The 18926-nt window shown below is 58.3% G+C and carries 12 protein-coding genes and 1 pseudogene; 4 read left to right on the top strand and 9 right to left on the bottom strand.

Annotation, left to right across the window (positions count from 1 at the left end; all coding sequences use genetic code 11):
• The first annotated feature begins 251 nt into the window (after window positions 1-251).
• On the top strand, window positions 252-1265 hold the full coding sequence (locus LB528_RS27785; RefSeq protein WP_224717033.1) for a LysR family transcriptional regulator: 1014 nt from the start codon (window positions 252-254) through the stop codon (window positions 1263-1265).
• A gap of 247 nt (window positions 1266-1512) precedes the next feature.
• Here the strand turns inward: LB528_RS27785 and LB528_RS27780 are convergent, their stop codons facing one another.
• The 4 genes and pseudogenes from LB528_RS27780 to LB528_RS27765 form a co-directional block, all read right to left on the bottom strand.
• A complete protein-coding gene (locus LB528_RS27780; RefSeq protein ID WP_224717032.1) occupies window positions 1513-1755 on the bottom strand; it encodes a hypothetical protein in 243 nt (80 codons plus the stop codon).
• Between the two features lie 1151 nt (window positions 1756-2906).
• Window positions 2907-3590 (bottom strand): annotated as a pseudogene (locus LB528_RS27775) (transposase); the annotation flags it as partial.
• Between the two features lie 62 nt (window positions 3591-3652).
• Window positions 3653-4423 carry a hypothetical protein gene (locus LB528_RS27770; protein WP_224717031.1) on the bottom strand — a complete coding sequence of 257 codons (771 nt, stop codon included), beginning with the start codon at window positions 4421-4423 and terminating at the stop codon, window positions 3653-3655.
• A gap of 121 nt (window positions 4424-4544) precedes the next feature.
• On the bottom strand, window positions 4545-7322 hold the full coding sequence (locus LB528_RS27765) for a TrlF family AAA-like ATPase (protein WP_224717030.1): 2778 nt from the start codon (window positions 7320-7322) through the stop codon (window positions 4545-4547).
• A 291-nt stretch (window positions 7323-7613) separates the two neighbouring features.
• Here LB528_RS27765 and LB528_RS27760 point away from each other — a divergent pair, with 291 nt between their 5' ends.
• Together LB528_RS27760 and LB528_RS27755 are read left to right on the top strand one after the other, a co-directional pair.
• Window positions 7614-11414, top strand: coding sequence for a hypothetical protein (locus LB528_RS27760; protein WP_224717029.1), 3801 nt, complete (start codon window positions 7614-7616; stop codon window positions 11412-11414).
• Window positions 11411-12583, top strand: a complete 1173-nt coding sequence (locus LB528_RS27755) for a hypothetical protein (RefSeq protein ID WP_224717028.1) — start codon at window positions 11411-11413, stop codon at window positions 12581-12583. The genes LB528_RS27760 and LB528_RS27755 overlap by 4 nt, the downstream gene beginning before the upstream one ends.
• Window positions 12584-12590: 7 nt before the next feature.
• Here LB528_RS27755 and LB528_RS27750 read toward each other — a convergent pair whose 3' ends face one another.
• Window positions 12591-13241 carry a hypothetical protein gene (locus LB528_RS27750; protein WP_224717027.1) on the bottom strand — a complete coding sequence of 217 codons (651 nt, stop codon included), beginning with the start codon at window positions 13239-13241 and terminating at the stop codon, window positions 12591-12593.
• Window positions 13242-13416: 175 nt separating this feature from the next.
• Between LB528_RS27750 and LB528_RS27745 the strand changes: the two genes are divergently transcribed.
• Window positions 13417-13626: a hypothetical protein gene (locus LB528_RS27745; protein ID WP_224717026.1), complete on the top strand. Its 210-nt coding sequence runs from the start codon at window positions 13417-13419 to the stop codon at window positions 13624-13626.
• A 584-nt stretch (window positions 13627-14210) separates the two neighbouring features.
• Here the strand turns inward: LB528_RS27745 and LB528_RS27740 are convergent.
• The 4 genes from LB528_RS27740 to LB528_RS27725 form a co-directional block, all read right to left on the bottom strand.
• The gene (locus LB528_RS27740) at window positions 14211-15767 is read right to left on the bottom strand and encodes a hypothetical protein (RefSeq protein ID WP_224717025.1); all 1557 of its coding nucleotides are present in this window, start codon (window positions 15765-15767) and stop codon (window positions 14211-14213) included.
• A gap of 18 nt (window positions 15768-15785) precedes the next feature.
• Entirely contained in the window at window positions 15786-16775 is a 990-nt protein-coding gene (locus tag LB528_RS27735; protein ID WP_224717024.1) for a hypothetical protein, read from the bottom strand.
• 44 nt (window positions 16776-16819) lie between these two features.
• Window positions 16820-17380 (bottom strand): helix-turn-helix domain-containing protein, encoded by a 561-nt coding sequence (locus LB528_RS27730; protein WP_224717023.1) that lies wholly within the window; start codon window positions 17378-17380, stop codon window positions 16820-16822.
• Between the two features lie 764 nt (window positions 17381-18144).
• Window positions 18145-18378 (bottom strand): hypothetical protein, encoded by a 234-nt coding sequence (locus LB528_RS27725; protein ID WP_224717022.1) that lies wholly within the window; start codon window positions 18376-18378, stop codon window positions 18145-18147.
• Window positions 18379-18926: the final 548 nt, after the last annotated feature.

The raw sequence follows: 18926 nt of genomic DNA, 5'->3' as shown, positions 1-18926 counted from the left end.
TGCCCCGTCAAGTGGAGAATTTTCGATTTTGGAACGGTCGATATTCGCAAGAGCAGCCGGACTGTTCCTCAATGCTCTTTCTATGATAGGTGCACATCAGCCGGAATTTCAGAGCCGCCGAATCCTGCCAACGATCACTGCTGCATCAGTCCCCGCCCCGAGTCTCTAACCACCGTGTCGCCCAGACAATAAGCTGAGCCCTCAATCCAAAAAAGGGCGCACCATCGAACCCTCCGTTCGGAATTTTGAACATGGAAAGCAACCTGCCTTATGAACTGAAGGACATAAGCTGCTTTGTTCAGGTCGCCCGCGCCGGAAGCATATCCCGTGCCGCGGACACTTATAGCATTCCCAAATCGACGCTCAGCCACCACCTGCAGAGATTGGAGGATGCGCTTCAGGTGCAATTGTTCGTGCGAAAGCGCCGAGGGCTGGAACTAACGGACGCCGGGAGAGAGTACCTCGACAATTGCACGGCCATTTTCGACAGCTGTGAGAACGCGGCCAGCGCTGCGCAACGTGCTCACTCGTCCATCAGCGGGAGTGTCCGTGTTATAGCCAGTTCCGAATTTGGGACGGCAATCATCGGCGCTGCGGCCCACTTCCTCCTGCGCGACAACCCCGACATCGACATAGACGTCAAGATCATCCCAAACGACAAGCTTATCGTGGGCGACTTCGATTTCGACTGCATGATCTATGTTGGCGAGCCTCCAAACTCGGCCCTGATGCGTCGAACCCTGGGGGCTATTTCCTACGGACTGTATGCCAGTCCCGACTTTTTGGCCAGGCACGGAACGCCGGAAACGGTCGCCGACATCGAGCGGCTGAACGGCGTGGTCTACATGCGCAACAGCGTGGTCGAACGGTGGCGGCTTCGCAAGGATAAGACCCTGGCCGAGGCCAAGCCGATCGGCAAGTTCAAAGTCAACGATTATTGGATGACGAAATACTTCACGGCAATAGGATCAGCGATCAGTTACCTGCCCGATTTCTTCGTCGAGTACGAAGTAGCGGCCGGCGCACTAGTGCCTGTATTGCCCGCCTGGCGCTCCGAGAAGCGGTCCATCTATGCGCTCTACCCAGCGCAAAGACACCGCAGCCCGCGCGTCATGAAGTTCGTGGAGACCGTCTCTCGCGAGTTCGATCAGGTCATCCGCTATCCAGGCTACCTGCTGGTCAAGCTGCAGGAGAGCGTGAATGAAGAGCCTCGCAGTGGAGGATCGGTGCCACCGATGGACGGCGGTAAGGTTGCGAGACGCTGAACTCGGCGCAATCGAATTCAACATGCCACGGCAAGTAGGCTCGATCTGACCGGGATCGAAGTTGTGGGGGCTGACCTTCCGGGCGCCGCCATGACCCTTATCGTTCTGGCCCGGCGCTCCGCACCCGGTGCCGAATCGGTAAAGCGAAAAACTGCGCGTGAAGGGTTGCCTCTCAGATATGCGGCGGCATATTCCCGAGCGGGGTTGGCGAACGGTTCGCGTTGGGCGCGCGGGCCACAATCAAGGGTCAGATGAGTTGCGAAACTCCGAGCGCGTCCCATTCGATTTCCACCGGTACAGCCCCAGCGTCCGAAGCTTTTGAATAGGCATTCGGAGGATCGCAGGAATGCACGGTCGAAGCCGGATTAGGCAACAGCTGCTCGCTGACGCCCACCAACTCAAACAACAAATCGCCCAGCTCGAACGGGATCTGCTTTCTCCCGGGGGTGGCGGCTTTACGCCAATAAAGTTCACAGAAGTCAGCTATCAAATACGGCGCCGCAAGTCGCGCCTGTACAGACTGGAGCGCTGCATCTGCGCACTGCAACCCCGGCCATCGCTTTCAGATAACCGGGGCAGCCCCTCAGCCACGGTGGACAACTTCGACCATGGTCTGTGATAAGCCGGCTGGGAAGGCAGCGGGAAAGGGAAGTAGATTCGCGGGTCTAAGTGGAGCACCGGAAGGCTGACGCCACAGCTTGCGGAAAGAAACGTGCCCTTCATTGTGCATTCTGGAAGCTCTCTGGAGGAAGGCGGCTGAAATCTTTCGCGTCGGCCATGTTCTGCTGAAGCCTGCATCGATGCACAAGCTCTTGGAAATCACAAAGGCGATGATCGCGAGTGGGCTACCGTTGCTGAGAGCCGAGCCAAGGGACAAAACGGCTCTTCCTAAAATGCGCCGGTTTCTTTCCGGAAGTCACCGTCTTACTTGGCGGATCAGTTCGCCAGTCCCCAAGCCCGGCTCCGCCACTAGCAGACGCTGCCGGAGCAGCTAGAGGCACGCTGGCGACCACACTACTCAGTCAAGCCGCGAGAAGCCTCCATCCTTCTTCGCCCCGGCCATTCCGTGGCCCCGGCCAAGTCACGCGGGCACAACCTGCAATGTGGAAAAGACTTCGCAGCATCAATGATTTAGGCGGTTCCGAGACATTGCGCGGGAGAGCAGCAATGTGCGAAACACCCCGGAAAACTGGTCAAAAACAACAACCGAACTGAGGCGCAATGTGCGCCCTTTTATCTTGCCGTCTTAATCGGTCGTATTTTTCGCGACTTTCTTTCCATCGTCGTTCCTTCTCCAAACTACGATAGTACACTATTTTATGCTCTAAACCACGATCCCGTACTCTTGCGTCGAGTTCCGATGCGCCGTGCAGTCTTCCGCGCTCTGCGACGGCGTAGCAGCGCTGCTTATTTGCAGTGCGGGAACCGTCGTGGCGCACTTTTCCATCGGGCTGACGGAGCATCATCACAGGCAATCCGGCGCGGTCCGGCCGTCTCGCGATCGGCGCGGCCGCAGGCAAGATAACGTGCGTTCCGTCGTTCCTGGTCTGCATCGGTCCTCATCCGCCGGAGCGGAACTCTTGTGTCGGATGGCGCCCGTCAGCGTGTCGGCGCCATGCGTTTCAATTTCCGTTGCACCGCTCATCGATGCGCCCCCAGCAGCCTGCGATCCTTGATATGAGCGCGCCGGGCAGCATCGCTTCGGTTGGCCGCGGAATCGCCGACATAGAACGTTCCGTCGCTCCACATCGCGTGCATGATCACCGCCAGCTTGCGCGCCACCGCGACACAGGCCTTGCGGTGGTTGGAGCGTTTGGCGATCGCGTGGCCCCAGTTCTTGACCTCGTCTCTGCCCTTGAAGCTCGTCATCAACCCCGATGCCGCCTCGTAGAGCGAGCGTCGAACATCGGCGTCGCCGGCTTTTCGATATGCGACCCTGAACGTCGATCGAGGTGCCCGACTGCCAGCGCCGCGAGGTCAGCCCGAAGTAGGCCGCGACGTCGCGTGAGCGGCGGAAGCGCGACGGATTCTCGATCGGATCATGAACGCCAGCGCCGTCACCGGGCCGACACCGGGAATGGCGATAAAGCGCCGGCACGTCTCGTTGTGCGCGACGATCCTCACGACGAGATCGTGCAGCCGGCCATGCTGTCGCCACAAGTCCGCGCGCGCCGGCAGCATGGCGTCCATCGTCTCGCTGTACACCGCATCTACCGCCATCGCGGCACGCACCGCCTAGTCGAAAGCCCCTCGCCCGACCTTCCTCAAACGTATGCCGAATGACTTCAGCGAGTGCCGGGTGGCACTCGTCAGGTAGAGGAATTTGGCCCAAATGTATCGAGGCAATTGCGCTGAAGGGACACGCCAGATGACAATCAAGTTGGTCGCTACGCGCCATCCTCCCACTTCACAGCAGCTATGAACTCATCACGCGTTAGCTCGCAGAGGGCGAACTCTCCGCGCTTGAATGGCCCTCCCAGACGAGCGGCGACGCCCGATCCTGCGAGATAGAGGATGTAGGGACCAGCATGGAAGAAGACATGGGCCGAGGCGCGCTTCCACTTCTCGATGAACTGTTTGTTTGGTCCCATCCAGCGCATGATCGCGAATTCCTTGCCATCAAGCGGAACGACGCGCGACCTGAAGTCTAGCGACATACCGAAATAGTGTCCCAAAAACGAGTTCTCGCTGTGGACGTGCACGAGCCAGAACATTCGGTGGGATCGTTGGTAGAAAGTCTCGCGTGCGTTGCGCTCGTCTTCGCCGATTGACGAGTGTTGTAGTTCCAGGACCGTCGCGAGCGGCGTGCCGTTGCCGACGAGCACATCGGCGCGGTGCAACTCGCCTGTCTCCGGATCGCGCAGCGCAATCTCACGGCATTGCACATCAAAAAGGTCTTTCCAGGCGAGGTGCCACCTTCCCTCAGGCTCGCTCCATGGATCGCAATCCCCGGCCTTATGCCGCCAGTGAGATACGTTCTCGACAGGCATCACAGCGGTAAGCTGGCCGCCGCAATCTTGGCAGGTCGCCCGCTCGCCTTTTTCGATCGGCGGACGTTTTTCACTTCCAATCCATGCATAAAGCATTCTGTGCAACTCCGGAGGTTCACTGGTCGGTTTCCAGTCCGTGAAATCCTTGCGGAAACGAGAATAGTTCAACACCTCGTGCCTATGACCTCGTTACGCCCGTGGCTGGTACCTTGCGCCTCGCAAGAGCCTCGGCAGCGGGAGGGCGTCGATAGATGACGCGCCGCCCAATCTCGTCGTTTACAAGGCGCGGTTAGAAGCCGTACTTCTGACGACGCAAATTGAATGCCGCCTCGCCACCTTCCATCACATCGGTGACGGCTTTGCGGATTGCCGGTACGTCGATTGCTCCCTCGCCACCGACCTTGCCGCCTGACTGATCACCAATCGTACGATAGGTACACCAGACAACTAAGTCGGCATCTCCGTTGACGACTAGATTTGCGTTGTGGCTTGCGAAAATGATCTGGCGCTTGTGCTTGGCCGACCAAATCAATTCCACGATTTCTTGGATGACATTGTTGTCGAGGTCCTCCTCCGGCTGATCGACGATAAGCGGGGGTCCCTCGCTATTGAGCAGGGTCGATAGCAATGCAGTGGCCTGCTGGCCTGCTGAGGCGTTGCCAAAGGCGATATAGTCGTTCTCTTTGGCCCGATATTCGAACACCGGCACATCCGCGGGATAGACCAGCGATAGCCGCAGCCAGCTGCTTTGGGTGAGCACGCCCGCGATGCGCTGGGCATCGGCGGTGCCGAAATCGAGCTGGCCCAGGAAGGGCGTCGGCGGCAACTCGGCATCGCCGCCATGTACGTCATGATGGACCGCCAGCGCCTCGAGGTCGGCCAATAGCGCTGCATGCGACGGCAAGGGATCCGCGGATAGCAGCTCTGCCAGAGCCTCGAACTTGCTCGCTCTGATCTTCGAACCCCTCACCGCATCCTGGAAGGTTTCAATAAACTCGGCGAAATTGGCACCACGATTGATGCGGGCGCGTATTAGCCCATTCGACCGTTCTGACAGTTCCTGGCAACGTTCTGCCAAGAGATCGGCGCGAGTGTTGCGCAAGGCAACGATCTGCGCCCGGGCTGAGTCGGACTGGGCGTCGGCTTCTGCCAAGGCCGAGATTTGCGCTGCCAGTCGGTCGATCTCGCCCTGCTGCTCGGCGATCTGCTTTTCAATCGCCGCGAGCTCCTTCAACCTTTGGGCATGCACCGAGGACCGTTCTGACGCCGCCAGATAGCGCGCATTGAAATCGGCCAACCGCGCCCGCCACGCCGCCCATGGCCCCGACAGGTCGTCGGAATGGCTGATCGCCTGCGAGAGGCCGGTCTGCGCCTGTGCGAGGAACGTCAATGAAGCGTCCAGCGCTTTGACCACCTCGGCCGATATCTCGCCAAGCTCCGGCGCCTCGGCCAAGGCCGGCGCCGGCCGCATGGTCGATTTCGTCTGCTCGATCCGCTGGCGGGCCTGGCGCACAACCTCGATCGCCCCTCCAAGACCCGCAGACCACCCGGCAGTATGGCGTTCTGCTTCCTGATAGCGTGGTGCATCGTCTATCAGCTTCCTGTCTTCGTCGCTCAGACCCGTAAGGCGTTTGCGGATTTCAGCCGCTTGCTGGTCCAAGGACTGCCTGGCAAGCTCGCGCTGCGCCTTATTGGCATCCAGGGCGCGTTTGCGCTCGCGCGCCGAATATCTCTCGCGCACGATGGCTGCCTGCTCGCCTAGACGGGAATCAATGCCGCCAAGCTGTGCCTTGATCGGTGTCGTAATGAAACGCAGAAGCTCGTCTAGGCGCACGCTGACATCGCTCAGCTGCTTCTGACTGTAGGCTTGGATCGGTAGCAGGGCGCGCACCTGTTCCTCGGATATAGGTTTAAAGGGCGCGTCGCCGATCTTGATCTCCAAGGTATTGCTGACACTGTCGCGGCGCACGACATGGACGGTGTCATGAAGCGAATAGCGCACTTCCACCTTGCCCTGGACAGGCACCAAGGTTCCAGTGATCAATCGAGCGCGCCGGCGCTGATAATTGGGGATCTCGCCATCGGTGTCGTCGGCCAAAGGTTGATCGCAGAGGCCCCAGCGAAGATATTCAAGGATGGAGGACTTGCCGGTCCCTCGGCCACCAATCATGGCGCTGTATTGCTGGTTGAAGGCGAGGTCGATCGGTCCAAGGAAACTGCTGTTGGAGACGCCGATCGACTCGATGCGGACCGCCGGCAGTCTCGGCTCGATAAGCGAAATGCGCGATTCCTGCGCCAAACAAGCCTGCCGCAAGGCCTCGGCGGTCGGCGTCGCCCATTTGATCCATGTCGGATACCGGCCAAGAAGGTCGTGTTCCGCGTTGCGGTTGTCGGAGGTCTGGATGACCGCGATGCGACGATAGCCGTGCTCGGGCGTCTTTCCGGCGAGAATGTCACGGTTGCCCTTGCCGAGCTTGTCGAAGGCACCGTCGACATAGCCACCCTCAAAAGGCATCTCAGCATATTTCCCGGCCATACCGGAGCGCAACAAGGTGGCATTGCCGCCATCCGAGACGTTGGGAAATACGACGTAGCGGCCTCGCAAATAGGCATGCTTGTCGAGCTCCCGCTTCAGCAGGACCAGCGAATTGATGTGCTCGAGGCGTTTGAATTCGCCCGGCTGAATGGCGAGCGCGTTCGAAACCAACGGAAAGAGGTCTTGCGGGAAATCCGCGTCGAAGATCAGCAGCGCCTGACAAGGCACACCCAGTGTCAGCTCCATGCCCGGGAAGACGACCAGGCGCTCCTGTTCGGGCAATAACTCCCCATCGGGGCCGCGCTCGTCAACAGCAGCTTGTCTGAGGATTGGGATGAAGCCCATTTCGTGGTGATCGGTAATTGCGATCGCCTGGAGCGCGCGGGCGCGACATGCCGCAACTAAAGAACGCGCATAATCCTTCTTGGCCTCGTCATCCGCCTTACCTAAGCCCTTCCATTGCCCGTCTAACGGGGAATGAACTTGAAAGTCACAACCGTGATAGTGGGCCCCGTGATCAAATTCAGTCATAGTAAATATCTCCATCGGCCACTGCTTTGCTCGCGCTGAACTGATGCAGCATTGTTCACAGGTTTTTGCAATAGCTGAGTAACTAGATATCATCTCGCTTGCAAAACCGCCTGCGCCATACCCTCCAAACCATCACTGTCTTACCCGCCTACGCGGAATTCCTTGAACCCTCGCAGCTCCGCTGGCGACAACCGCGCCGCCGCGAGTTCATCGTTGATACTTATGTGGAGCGAGGCCGAAAAGCGACCGTTTCGTTTGACGCCTATTGAGGCCCTCGCCTAGTTTGTGGCAATGTTTGAGATCACGCGCGAAGATATTGCCGCATTAAATGACGAAGATTTGCGAACGCTCATCGGCCTTCTTTGTGAGGCCGCGCTTCGCCGCGCGAACCTGCCGGTCTCGGCCGCAACTTGGGGCGGAGACCAAACTGCCAAAGATGGCGGGCTGGATGTGCGGGTAGCGCTCGCTCCGGGGACGGCCATCGAGGGCTTCATTCCAAGAGCCGCGACGGGCTTCCAGGTGAAGAAGCCCGATATGCCGCCAGCGGAAATTCCGAAGGAGATGAGACCCAAAGGGGTGGTGCGGCCGGTGATCGAGGAATTGGCCGGCGCGGGCGGCGCTTACATCATCGTGAGTTCAAGTGGTTCGACGGCGGATTCAGCGTTGAAGAGCCGCCGAAAAGCGATGAGCGAAGCAGTCAAGGATATCGGAGATGCTGCAAAGCTACAAATCGACTTCTACGACCGCAACCGCGTCGCTAGCTGGGTGCGTGACCATCCCGGTTTGATCCCTTGGGTTCGCTCCCGGACTGGGAGATCCGTTCCCGGATGGAAAGGGTATGGTGCGTGGTCCTATATGCCGGCGAAAGGGGACAAGAACTATCTTCTCGACAACAAGGCGCGTATCAGAACAGGCGGCAAGGACGATGGCGACGGGCTCTCCGTCGTTGACGGCATCAGCCGTATCCGAGAGGCACTTCAAAACGCGGGGCAAGTGGTCCGGCTCGTCGGGCTTTCGGGCGTTGGGAAGACTCGGCTCGCCGAAGCACTGTTTGACAATGCGGTCGGCGACAACGCGCTGGACCCATCGCTTGCCATCTACACCGACATTGCCGATGAGCCTGATCCTCAGCCCAAGGGTCTTGCCTCCGATCTGATCGCGGCCGGAACCCGAGCAATCGTCGTGATCGACAATTGTCCCCCGGAAACGCACAGGCAGTTGTCAGACGTGGCCCGGGCGTTGGGCTCAACGATCAGCGTCATCACAATCGAATATGACATTCGGGAAGACCAGCCTGAGGGCACGGATGTTTACTCGCTCGATACGTCTTCCCTACCATTGATTGAAAAACTGGTGGCGGGACGCTTCCCCGACCTGTCGCAGGTCGATGCTCGCAGGATCGCCGAGTTTTCCGGTGGCAACGCGCGGATCGCGCTCGGCTTAGCTGGCACCGTAAAGAGAGCGGAGACTGTTTCCGGGCTTACCGACACCGAATTGTTCAAGCGGCTTTTCCAGCAACGCCATGCGCATGACGCCAGGCTATTGCAAATCGCCGAAGCGTGCTCGCTAGTCTACTCCTTCCAGGGCGAAGAATTGACGGGCGAGGATGCGGAGCTACCCGTACTCGGTGGGTTAGTCGGGAAAACGGCACAGGAAGTATTCACTGCGGCGGCGGAATTGAAGCGGCGCGATCTGCTGCAAAAGCGCCGCGAATGGCGTGCAATCCTGCCCCATGCCATCGCAAACAGGTTGGCAGCGTTCGCCCTGGAAAATATTCCCTACCCCGTCATCGAAGCCGCCATCGTGAATGGACCATCGGAACGGTTGCTTCGCTCCTTCTCCCGTCGGCTAGGCTATCTCGACCGCAGCAAGGAAGCCCAAGCGATTGTGCGCGGCTGGCTCGCTCCTGACGGGCTTCTTTCGGATGTGGCAAACCTAAACGACCTCGGCCGTACGATGTTTCAAAATGTCGCTCCGGTATCGCCGGATGCGACCTTGTCGGCGCTTGAGACGGCATTCGCCAACGCCGACAAAGGTGCCTTGCAGCAAGGACAGTCTTTTGTTCGCTTGCTACACGCGCTTGCTTACGACGCCGCGCTATTCGAGCGAGCAGTGAGTCTGTTGTGCCGGTTTGGAAACATCGATGACGAAGGCAGCAATGGTAGTGTTACGAACGCCGTTAGCTCCCTCTTCTATATCGCGTTTTCCGCGACGCATGCGCCACTAGCCATTCGCCTCAACGTGCTGAACGGCCTTTTGCAATCAAAGGAGCCGGTCAAGCAGTATCTCGGCATCAAGGCGTTGGAAGCGCTGCTGATGTCGGAGCACTTCAGACCGTATTCAAGTTTCGAGTTCGGCGCACGCTCTCGCGACTATGGCTATCACCCAAAGAATGGACCGGAAGTCGCTGCGTGGTTTGAGGAAGCTCTTAAAGCTGCGGAACCTTTCACCATGGAAGGCGGCCCGGCCATGGCACGCGTACGAAGTGTCATAGCTCAGAATTTTCGTGGCCTTTGGGTGCGTGGCCGCCAGTTCGACGCGTTGGAGCGCATCTCGAAAGCGATCGCTAGCACCGGTTTCTGGCGCGATGGGTGGGTGGCGGCCCGGCATACACGGCAGCATGCTGGCAAAGGTCTGTCCGCTGAATCCCTGCGCCGCTTGGTAGAGTTGGAGGAATTCCTGCGGCCAAAGGATTTGGTAAACCGTGTGCGGGGAATCGTTTTCGGCGAAAGAGGCGGCAATCTCGACCTTGACGACTTTGCAGATGACGAAGCGATCGACCTAATGGAGCGACTGCACCGCGCTGCTCTTGCCGTCGAGCAGCTTGGAAGGGATGTCGCTGCCGACGAAAAATCATTCGCCACCCTCCTGCCAGAGTTAGTCGCAGGCTCCGGCCGCCTGCGCGGATTTGGTGTTGGACTAGCCCAAGGCGTCGAGACGCCCCGCAACACATGGTCGGCGTTGGTGGCGCAGGTCGGGTCTACCGACAAACCAAACTTGCAGGTGCTTGGCGGTTTCCTCGAGGGGCTTCAAGCAAGGGATCCTGAAACGCCACAGGCACTTTTGGATGAGGCGGTCGAAGACCCGGTACTTGGGAAATGGCTCGTCGAGCTTCAGGCAAGCGTGACGATAAATGAGGCAGGCGTCCGGCGGCTTCACCGGGCATTGGAACTTGGCAAGGTGCACATCCGCGACTTCGCCTGGTTGGTAGGAGGGCGAGTTTGCGACTCTATCCCAGGACCTGCCTTTCGTGACCTCCTAGTGGCGATTGGCGCTAAGCCTGGCGGAGATCCAGTCGCGCTGGAAATCCTCATGATGCGTCTGCACTCAGACAACGGCGCGGAGCGCATCCCGTCGCCTGAAACCATCCAGGCTGGCCGCATCCTTCTTGGCCAGCTTGTCTTCGGACCGCGCCAGGAACGGGCCGACCGCAACGACTACACGCTCGGCGTGGTTGCGGTGAACTGCTTGGAGGGCCCGGAAGGCGCGCCGATCGCCCGTAAAATTTGGCGTAGTTTGAGAACGGCCATTCAAAAGTACGATATCTATTCCTGGGAACAGGATGACCTTCTCCAGGCCCTCTTCAAGACCCAACCGACGGCGATGCTGGATGAACTTGTGAAAGGTAGCGACAAAGATCGCGGGAAGAACATAGATATTATTCGGGACACGAACCGACATCACCCGAACCCGGTTGGTTTCATTCCGGATGATGTGCTGCTGGCCTGGTGCGATGCCGATCCTGCCTTGCGTTATCCATTTGCAGCCGCGGCAGCACTGCTCTTTGATCATCCGGACGGCACGGCGTCACTAGAATGGCGGCCGATTACCAACGCGCTTCTAAAGCGCTCACCCGATCCCGCAGTGGTCTTGATGGCCATGGGCGAAACCCTTTGGCCGATGAGTTTTGACGGATCGCTCGCGACTGAATTGGAGAGGCGGCTCCATATGCTTGATCGGCTGGACATTGGCCGTGAGTCTGCGCTTGCTACCGCCTTCCAACGGGTGCGCGCGAGACTGGCCAGGGCTGTGGATGACGAGCGGCGCAGGGAATTAGAAGAAGACCGGATGGAAAGCGGTCGTTTTGAATGAAACCCAACCGGCCTGCCCTTCTGATACGACCGAAGTTTGTTGCGTTAGACTCCTCGCACCTTGGCGCCATCGCACGGGACAAGGCAAGCGCCGATGCCGGACGCCAACACCGCGCGCAGGCTTTCGAAGCAGAATTTTCCGAAGCAGACGCCGTCATGGTGCTTTGTTGGCATCATCTTCAGGAACTTTTTTCACACCAAAATGAGGATGTTGCTGCGCAACGCCTCGCCTACATACAATCACTGTCCTTGGTGGCTGTCATAGCCTCAGCCGGCGAGGAAGGCATCATCGGCACAATCGTCGACCTTCAATCGTTGGAAGTAGCCGCCGCATTCCGAAACCCTACAGCAGATGCAGTGGCGGTGCGAGACGAGGCGAGCAAGAAGATGATTCGGCTCACCAGCGGCGCGGATCTAGTGCGACCGTTTCTGGAAAGCTGGTCGGCGCTACGCCAAAGTTTCGCTGAAAGCGAACAACGCAGCCGCGAAGTGGTAGCAATATCCAAGTCGGATTTCACCGGCAACTCCGATGCAAAAATCTTGGATATCCTCAAAGGTAAGCTCCGCGCACCCCATGACATTCAGCGTCAATTTCAGAGCATGCACGGCCGCCTGAAGGCGAATATCCGGGAACGGGGTGACAAGCGCATTTCCGATGCCGAGCGGTCGTCGCGTACGTTCATAGAAGAAGTCATTCAAGTCGGTATGGGAGTGATACAGCCTGACAATCCTGGCCTGCGCATTCTACAGGCATGCGGACTCGATCTATCCGACATCGGTCCAGATACAACGGTTGCCGACGTAGGTGATATCGCGGCATACCGCAAAAAGCTGGAGCTGATTAACAAGAATCTGGGGCTTCCTTGGCCGGAGTTGATTGCAAGAGTAAAGGAAGAGCGCCTTCCATCCGGCATTATCTATAACGCCATTCGACGCCACCATCCTGATACACGCGAATGGGATGGCAGCGAGCTGGCCGACCGCGAACTTGCCTGCCTCGCAGCCTATGTCGATGTAATCTATGTCGACAAGCGAACCCACGAAGCATTCCGGCAAGCACGGCAAAAATTGCCAACACTCACCTCTCTCATCGGATTTGTTGAAAAAACGGGACAGTACAGTTCGATACCGGACGAAATCGCGGCACGATTTTCCACAAACGCAAGATAGGTACCGGTCAGTGATCTTTGAGGCCGTACTCGCTCAGTAGTTTACCGTATTGGTTCAGGTCGTACATGGTCCCCCCGCTGTCTTCCTCCATCATAAGGCCGCCATCAATTCCCACGTCAACGAGCAGGCCGGCCGAGAAGAGCGCTGAAGCGACGTCCTTCTCCTTTTGTACGCCCTTTTTGAAATCAAGCAGGAAGTTTAAGTCCTCAAAAAACGCCCTGTCCACGATCTTGGCCAGACGCGTCGCCTCTTCCAGAGAGATCTTGCCGCTCGCCGCCGCCGACATAATGCGAGCGATGATTTGAGGTTTCTTCATGTCTTCAGCGCGGTCCAGAAGTAGCAGCACCTGCTCGCCAAACTCCTCCTTTTTCCCCTTTTTCTCCAATTTTGCGATAAACGCCTCGCGATCTCCATGGGGTGTTTGCTGAAAGGTGGCCAGAAAAGTGGCGACCTTCTTTAGGAAAAGGAAATCTCGGATAGCGAGCCCTGCCCGCGTGACGCCGGTCAGTGCACCAAAAAACGGGATGCCGTCGAATGCGCCGGATGTGATGGCAGCATCCAAACCAATGTCAGCGGTAGTGGCCACCGCGTCGACAAGTTTTTCGCTGGCGACCGAGTCCGTGAACGCTACCGGCAAGTTTTTCGGTTCGTCTTCCATTTCACACGCTCCCAGAAATTTGAGACCGCTATATAGGATTGACTCCTGCAGAAACGTAATAGGAATATAATTCTATCCCGCCCTTCGCCGGAGAAATCGCATGCCCGCCCCTCACAAAGGCATCCAGAGATGCAGACCGCTTTTGGCCGCACAATACGGCCCGACAGGTGGGGTGTTGATCGGCCGCGACAACAAGGAATACCTGGGCTCTCGGTTCAAGGAGGCAGACCAAGCCGAAGCGATGGCGGCCGAGTTTGACGATTTCGCCCGGACAACGAATTCGCCGGGGCGAGCCAAGATCGAGGCGCTGGTAGTCTTTCAAGCCGGTAACGGTGTCCAACAAGAACAAACACTTACTCTTAGAGGCGCGCTAAGCCGTCTCTAGAAGCGCCCGAATGGGGCCGAGGGCGGAATGACAGCTTACAGCAATGATGCAGTCAGATGCGGCTGTTCCGCTGCTGACCATGAGCTGACGCCAAGAACTCCTTGGGCATGTCCGATAGTGCGATAACCGCATGTCACGCTGCCGGGCGCATTCGAAATATGTGATCGACCGCCGGAAGAGAGAGCGCGCTTTTCACACGGATGGTGTGCGCCCTGTCGGCAATTCCGATAGGGATGTTCGCAGAACAGCTGGCGAATTAGTCGGCGGCTTAGATGCACGGTTTAAACTCGCGCCTGATACCGCCGTTCGCGGTGACTGACATCTCGCCTTGGCCTAGTGCAGAACCTTGGCGGAATAGCTCGACGCTCCCGGGTTCTCCACTGCGCCCACTGTGGGAGTTCGGTGGGGGGTGGCCAAGCCCCGAGTGCCAATAACTGGACTGCACCCCTTGGGCAAGACGCAAAAATTAGGAACAGTTCTCCAGTTTTTAGATTGCGCTGGGTAAGGATGGGCAACCCATCATCCCCAATTGGCAAGACGGAGATGCTTTTTCTACGCACAGCAGGGCTAGAAGTAGTTGGGCGTTACGCGGTGGTCAAAATGACGTTACGCCAATTCTCAAAGCCCCCGGCCACCAGCGCTGGCTCAGTGCTTTGTCGGTCTCGCTTCGATTTCTCGATTGCTGTCTCGACAAAATCTGCCGTGTCTGAACCCGGCGATCGCGCGATCTCCGCAACCACCTGCGGCTGTCCCCCGACGAGTGTGATTTCCGACTCAGTGGCCTTTACAGTCTCAATGGGAATTTCAATTAACGCGGTATACTGAGTCCCGCCAAATTCAAGAGAGAATGGAGTCAGGATGATTTTCTGGCCTGCAAAAACATCGCTATTCTCGGACTTCGGGAATATCATGTTAACGCCTGGCGTCGACGTCAGGGCAAGAAACTCGATGTGTTTCTCAACCCAGTGATAGAAGTCTGACACAAGGATCTGGCGGGGGAGGCGCCGGCCGGATCGCGCAATGGTCGATACAATCCGTCGAAGGGCAGGCGCTGCATGAACCCAGCGGTGAAAAGGACCCTCTTCCGATCCAGCAGGCAGCTCAAGTTTCGTGCCTTTGAAGTGGATCGTCACCGTCTTTATGGGCCGGGATAGGATCACTCCGACTTCGACGATGGAGACAGCCTCTTCGAGGTCGACCGTTCGATCGCCCGCATAGTTGAAGGTCATCCCCGCCTCAGTTTTCTCGAAATCCAGAAGCACCTCGAAATAGCTATTTGCAAATCGCACGCGGCCGGGTGTGCCCTCGACAGGAGGGACGATGAAGACGTCAACCTCCATGGACAGCCATTCGCCAGCGTCTGACGCAAGCTCGATCGTGGTCGCCAGCAGCGGTGGAACATTCATCTCCAGAACAGCTTGTTGAAAGTGCTCGCGGTCGTTTTCCAAGGCAATTCCGAACCGCCGGCGCTCGATGGTGAGATCCAACACTTGCAGCTCCCTCGGTCCGCCCAGGAACAACTCCCCGATCTTTTTTGCTGCATCGTCGCCAGGAACAAAGAACCGCCCAACAGCGGCGTCGCGTTCGAATCCGCATGTCTGCCTATGTCTAATTTTGGCTGTGACATATTCGGACGCGTTATTCCCAATCATGCCGGCGAGCGCATCGCTGAGCCCTTCACCCGTGGGGCCAATGTCGATCGCACGCTCCAGAGGTACGGGGACCGTAGTCTTGTTGATCGACCTGTTTCCTCGTGCTTCCTCGCGGCGAACGCGTCGTAGCGTCCCTGAGATGACGGTATCGTCGATTGGCACCAGCAGACTACGGGAAGGCGCCCGTCCGTCCGCGCTAAAAAACAGCGCAACAATGGCGGCTGGTAAATCCGCGTCTACGAGATGCTTGAGGGCCGATAGTTTAATCCGAGGCGGATCCCCCGCCTTCTCGGTTGACTTCACCTGTATGAGAAACTTCGGTAGGTCGTTCTGCTCGTCCAAGGGCCTGTTCGGAAGGCGCTCTGGCTCTCGTTCGAGTAAGAAATCCCATCCAAGTCGATCAACCTGCGATTTTTGCGCACGAAAGCCTTCCGGTTCGCACCAGTTGAGGAAGCAGTTTTCTCCGATCGCTCCGATATCTCGCTTCATCACGAACACCTTCCGAAATCAGTTGCCGATCGGGGCTGTTGAACCAGGATTTCTCTGAAGTTCGTGATTTAGGCGATTCAGGAGGTTATATGCAGCGGCGTTCAGATGAGTGAGATTAGCCGGATCAACGATCATCGGAACAGGAAGCACCCGCATCACTTTAATGGGCACGAAAACCGATCCGGTTGGAAAAATACGAACTGACACCGTTGCTTGGCCCATCAGAGCGACTAACGGCCGCGCCAGTTGACCAGCAAACACCTCGACCCAGTCTTCGGGAACGATTGAGACACGTAAATTATCAATCAATCTGTCGATCTGCGCGGCCACAGCCTGAGTTCCGGCCTCAGGGTGTGAGAATGGACTTTGACCGATTAGGGCCTGACGATCGAGGATATTTTTTACATTGACGAAGACAATGCCAGGCCGGCCGGACCGTTCGATTTGTTGAGCCGCCTTGCGGATTGCCGCGAACATTTGGGGCGGCGACTCTGAGTGACTCGTCTTAACTGCGATGGACCAGTCCTGGACTGAATATCGAAGAAGGACGTCCGGATTGGTACCGCCACCGCTTTTGATCGGATCTTCGAGTTCGATTTCACAGCCTGCGCCAAGCGCCAGGCATCCGACATAGAGTTCGCTATTCTTGTTGCCGGCGTCGTCCGTGACCTTGTTCTGCCCGTTCATCAAAACCGAGCCTTCGACCATTTTAGCGAGGTGCGGCCGAATTTGATCGAAGCCGTTAGTTTGGGCGGCTCGGTTGATCTTCGAGGCAAGATCACCAAGACCGGCGAGAGCAGCGCCTTTTTGAAGCTCGTCGGAGCGTGTCATAGAGGGCCGTTCGTCGGCGAAGACCGAATAGTAGAGAGCGGCGAACGCAGCGTACGTCTGGGTGGTGATATCAGCGCCGTCAGGGATCGTGACGCCAAGCGTCTCCAGCAAAGCGGCTAGCTTTGCGATTTCCTGGTCAAAAGCCTCAAAAGGAACGAATTCATCCAAGTGGTGCATGCAAATAATCCTACTGTAGTATCGGGGCGCATCTAGAGAATCTCTCAAGCACGATACCTGCCGCGTCCCGTCGCCTCGCGCAAGCCGAGCTCGGCGACCATGTCCTGGGAGGCGCGTGGCGTAACTCGGAGCCCCTTTGCGATCATGCCGGCCGACACGATCGGCCGCGACAGCAGGTGGTCGATCAGCGCCGTCAGTTTTGACGTCGAGCGCCGATCGAGCATGCGGGGCCAGCAGTGTGCGGCGTTCAGCCAGCGGTTATGGTCTTTCAGGCCGGCGTCGGCCGCCGCCTTGATCGCCTGAAGCCGGACGGCGAGCCTGGAGTCGGCGTCGCGCGGTCGCTGGAGTTCGAGAGGATGGCTTTGGGACGGACATGCGGGCAAGACTCCGACCGAGTTTTGCCACACCCCCGCAGAAGCGCGGCGGCAAGCAGCCGGGCCGAGCCAAGGCGCATGCTCCAGCGGTTCGATGTCGGCCCAGGCATCCGCGGCGATCGCAGCCGCCAGCGTCGTCGGCAGTGCGTCGGCGCCGTCGACCACGGCCGGCGGCGAAGGCGGCCGATAGTCGATCGTAGACTCCCGCCAGCGGCACCTCAAGCTTGTCATCGCCTGCTGTCTCCGTTTCGCCGACGGTTGCTTTCGACATGGCGCTACTTTCCTTCCGGTCGTCCTCCTCACCTGCCCTTCCGCGTGAAGCGCTCAGCCCTGTCGACGAGAGCGCCCAATCGGGCTTGGCATCGACGATACGCCGACGGGCGCGCAACACGGCGCGGGCACGGGTCAGTTCATAGGTCGATGTGCGGACGTCCATGCCGGCGTCGTGCAGCACCAGGTCCTCGAGGTGGGACAAGCTCGCCTTGCAGCCAAAGAATGGCGCAGGCGTCGGCGAAATGACCGCGGGGGACGAATCCTTCGCGGATGGCGCTTGTGGCGACCCGTTCATTGAGCCGAGTCAGAGAGTCTTCTGCAGCTGCCATAGGTGCGGCTAACCAATTCAGGACTTGTCGGCGGCCCGAGGAACTTCGATAGCTGCTTACAATCGCTCCGCCAGACAAAAACGTGTCGGTGCGGCGAGCCCCCGGCTGAGAACCGTTAGAGGCGCGGCACACTGGCTCGCTGGCCAAGTCCGTTGTAGGGGCGAGAGCGAGATACCGGATGACCCACGGCACGTCCGCTTTCGGGCGGAGCTAGATCTGACCTCAATAGCCGACATGAGGCGCAAAGCCGCCATTCATAGGTCGATTTTCGTATGAGTTCCTGGGCGTGTCATCACACAGCGACGCGCGTAAACCACATGTGCCACCGCCCCGGGACAGTTCGCGGCGACTTGATTATTAGCGATGACGAATTTCGGCGAGTGGTCCGTGCAACTACATGCGCAGGATGTAGGCCACAAAAATCACGACTAGGATATTCCCGGCCAAGTCGAAGATATTCGGCAGGATGTCGCCCTTCCTCTGCCTGATAATGGCCAGCATCAGAAGCAGGCAGGCGACGGTAACGAGGAGCGTCGTGTTCGGCATTGTTTTTCTTCCCCGGGCAAAGCGAGAACCTTGCGGCATGCGCAGAGGAACCTCGCTCGCCCGCACATTGCGGTTGAACAAAGCTCCTCGGCACGGTCCGTGCGGGCTGAGCATCAATCGCGCTCAGCCGTCCTGCCAGAGGAAGTGATCGGTTGCGTCACACCAGTCATAAGACGTCCTGGGGCACGGGCCCTGACAGCGTCTGCGCATGGTACTAGCGCTCCATTGTCGGGTGACGTGCTACAAAATGGTGACGATGGCTGTTTAGTTCAAGTGATTCCGGGATGTCCCCCACCGCAAATTTCACGCATTTCAGGAGACGGCTGCACCGGCCCGTGCGCCTAAGAAACGATGTCGGCCTGAATGACCCTCCAGACATTCAACGGCTCGAAGTGTCCGAAGGACATGATTTGTGGCAGTACACGGCGTTGCCAGAGTGCGGTCTTGAGCGCTGACAGGTAGATCCTCATGTCGCGCCCATTGGTGCTGTATTCCCCGAAACGCAAAAACCGTCCCGGTTTAGACCGGGACGGTTATTGATTTATGATAAAATTGGTTGCGGGGACAGGATTTGAACCTGTGACCTTCAGGTTATGAGCCTGACGAGCTACCGGGCTGCTCCACCCCGC

The sequence above is a fragment of the Mesorhizobium sp. CA4 genome, from assembly GCF_020165075.1.
Classification (GTDB): domain Bacteria; phylum Pseudomonadota; class Alphaproteobacteria; order Rhizobiales; family Rhizobiaceae; genus Mesorhizobium.
This window is presented reverse-complemented; position numbering and strand designations above follow the sequence as displayed.

Excerpts from the sequence above, each read along its gene's own strand:
- LB528_RS27785 (WP_224717033.1), top strand. The coding sequence starts at position 252 with ATGGAAAGCAACCTGCCTTATGAACTGAAGGACATAAGCTGCTTTGTT.
- LB528_RS27765 (WP_224717030.1), bottom strand. The coding sequence starts at position 7,322 with ATGACTGAATTTGATCACGGGGCCCACTATCACGGTTGTGACTTTCAA.
- LB528_RS27760 (WP_224717029.1), top strand. The coding sequence starts at position 7,614 with ATGTTTGAGATCACGCGCGAAGATATTGCCGCATTAAATGACGAAGAT.
- LB528_RS27755 (WP_224717028.1), top strand. The coding sequence starts at position 11,411 with ATGAAACCCAACCGGCCTGCCCTTCTGATACGACCGAAGTTTGTTGCG.
- LB528_RS27750 (WP_224717027.1), bottom strand. The coding sequence starts at position 13,241 with ATGGAAGACGAACCGAAAAACTTGCCGGTAGCGTTCACGGACTCGGTC.
- LB528_RS27740 (WP_224717025.1), bottom strand. The coding sequence starts at position 15,767 with ATGAAGCGAGATATCGGAGCGATCGGAGAAAACTGCTTCCTCAACTGG.
- LB528_RS27735 (WP_224717024.1), bottom strand. The coding sequence starts at position 16,775 with ATGCACCACTTGGATGAATTCGTTCCTTTTGAGGCTTTTGACCAGGAA.
- LB528_RS27730 (WP_224717023.1), bottom strand. The coding sequence starts at position 17,380 with ATGACAAGCTTGAGGTGCCGCTGGCGGGAGTCTACGATCGACTATCGG.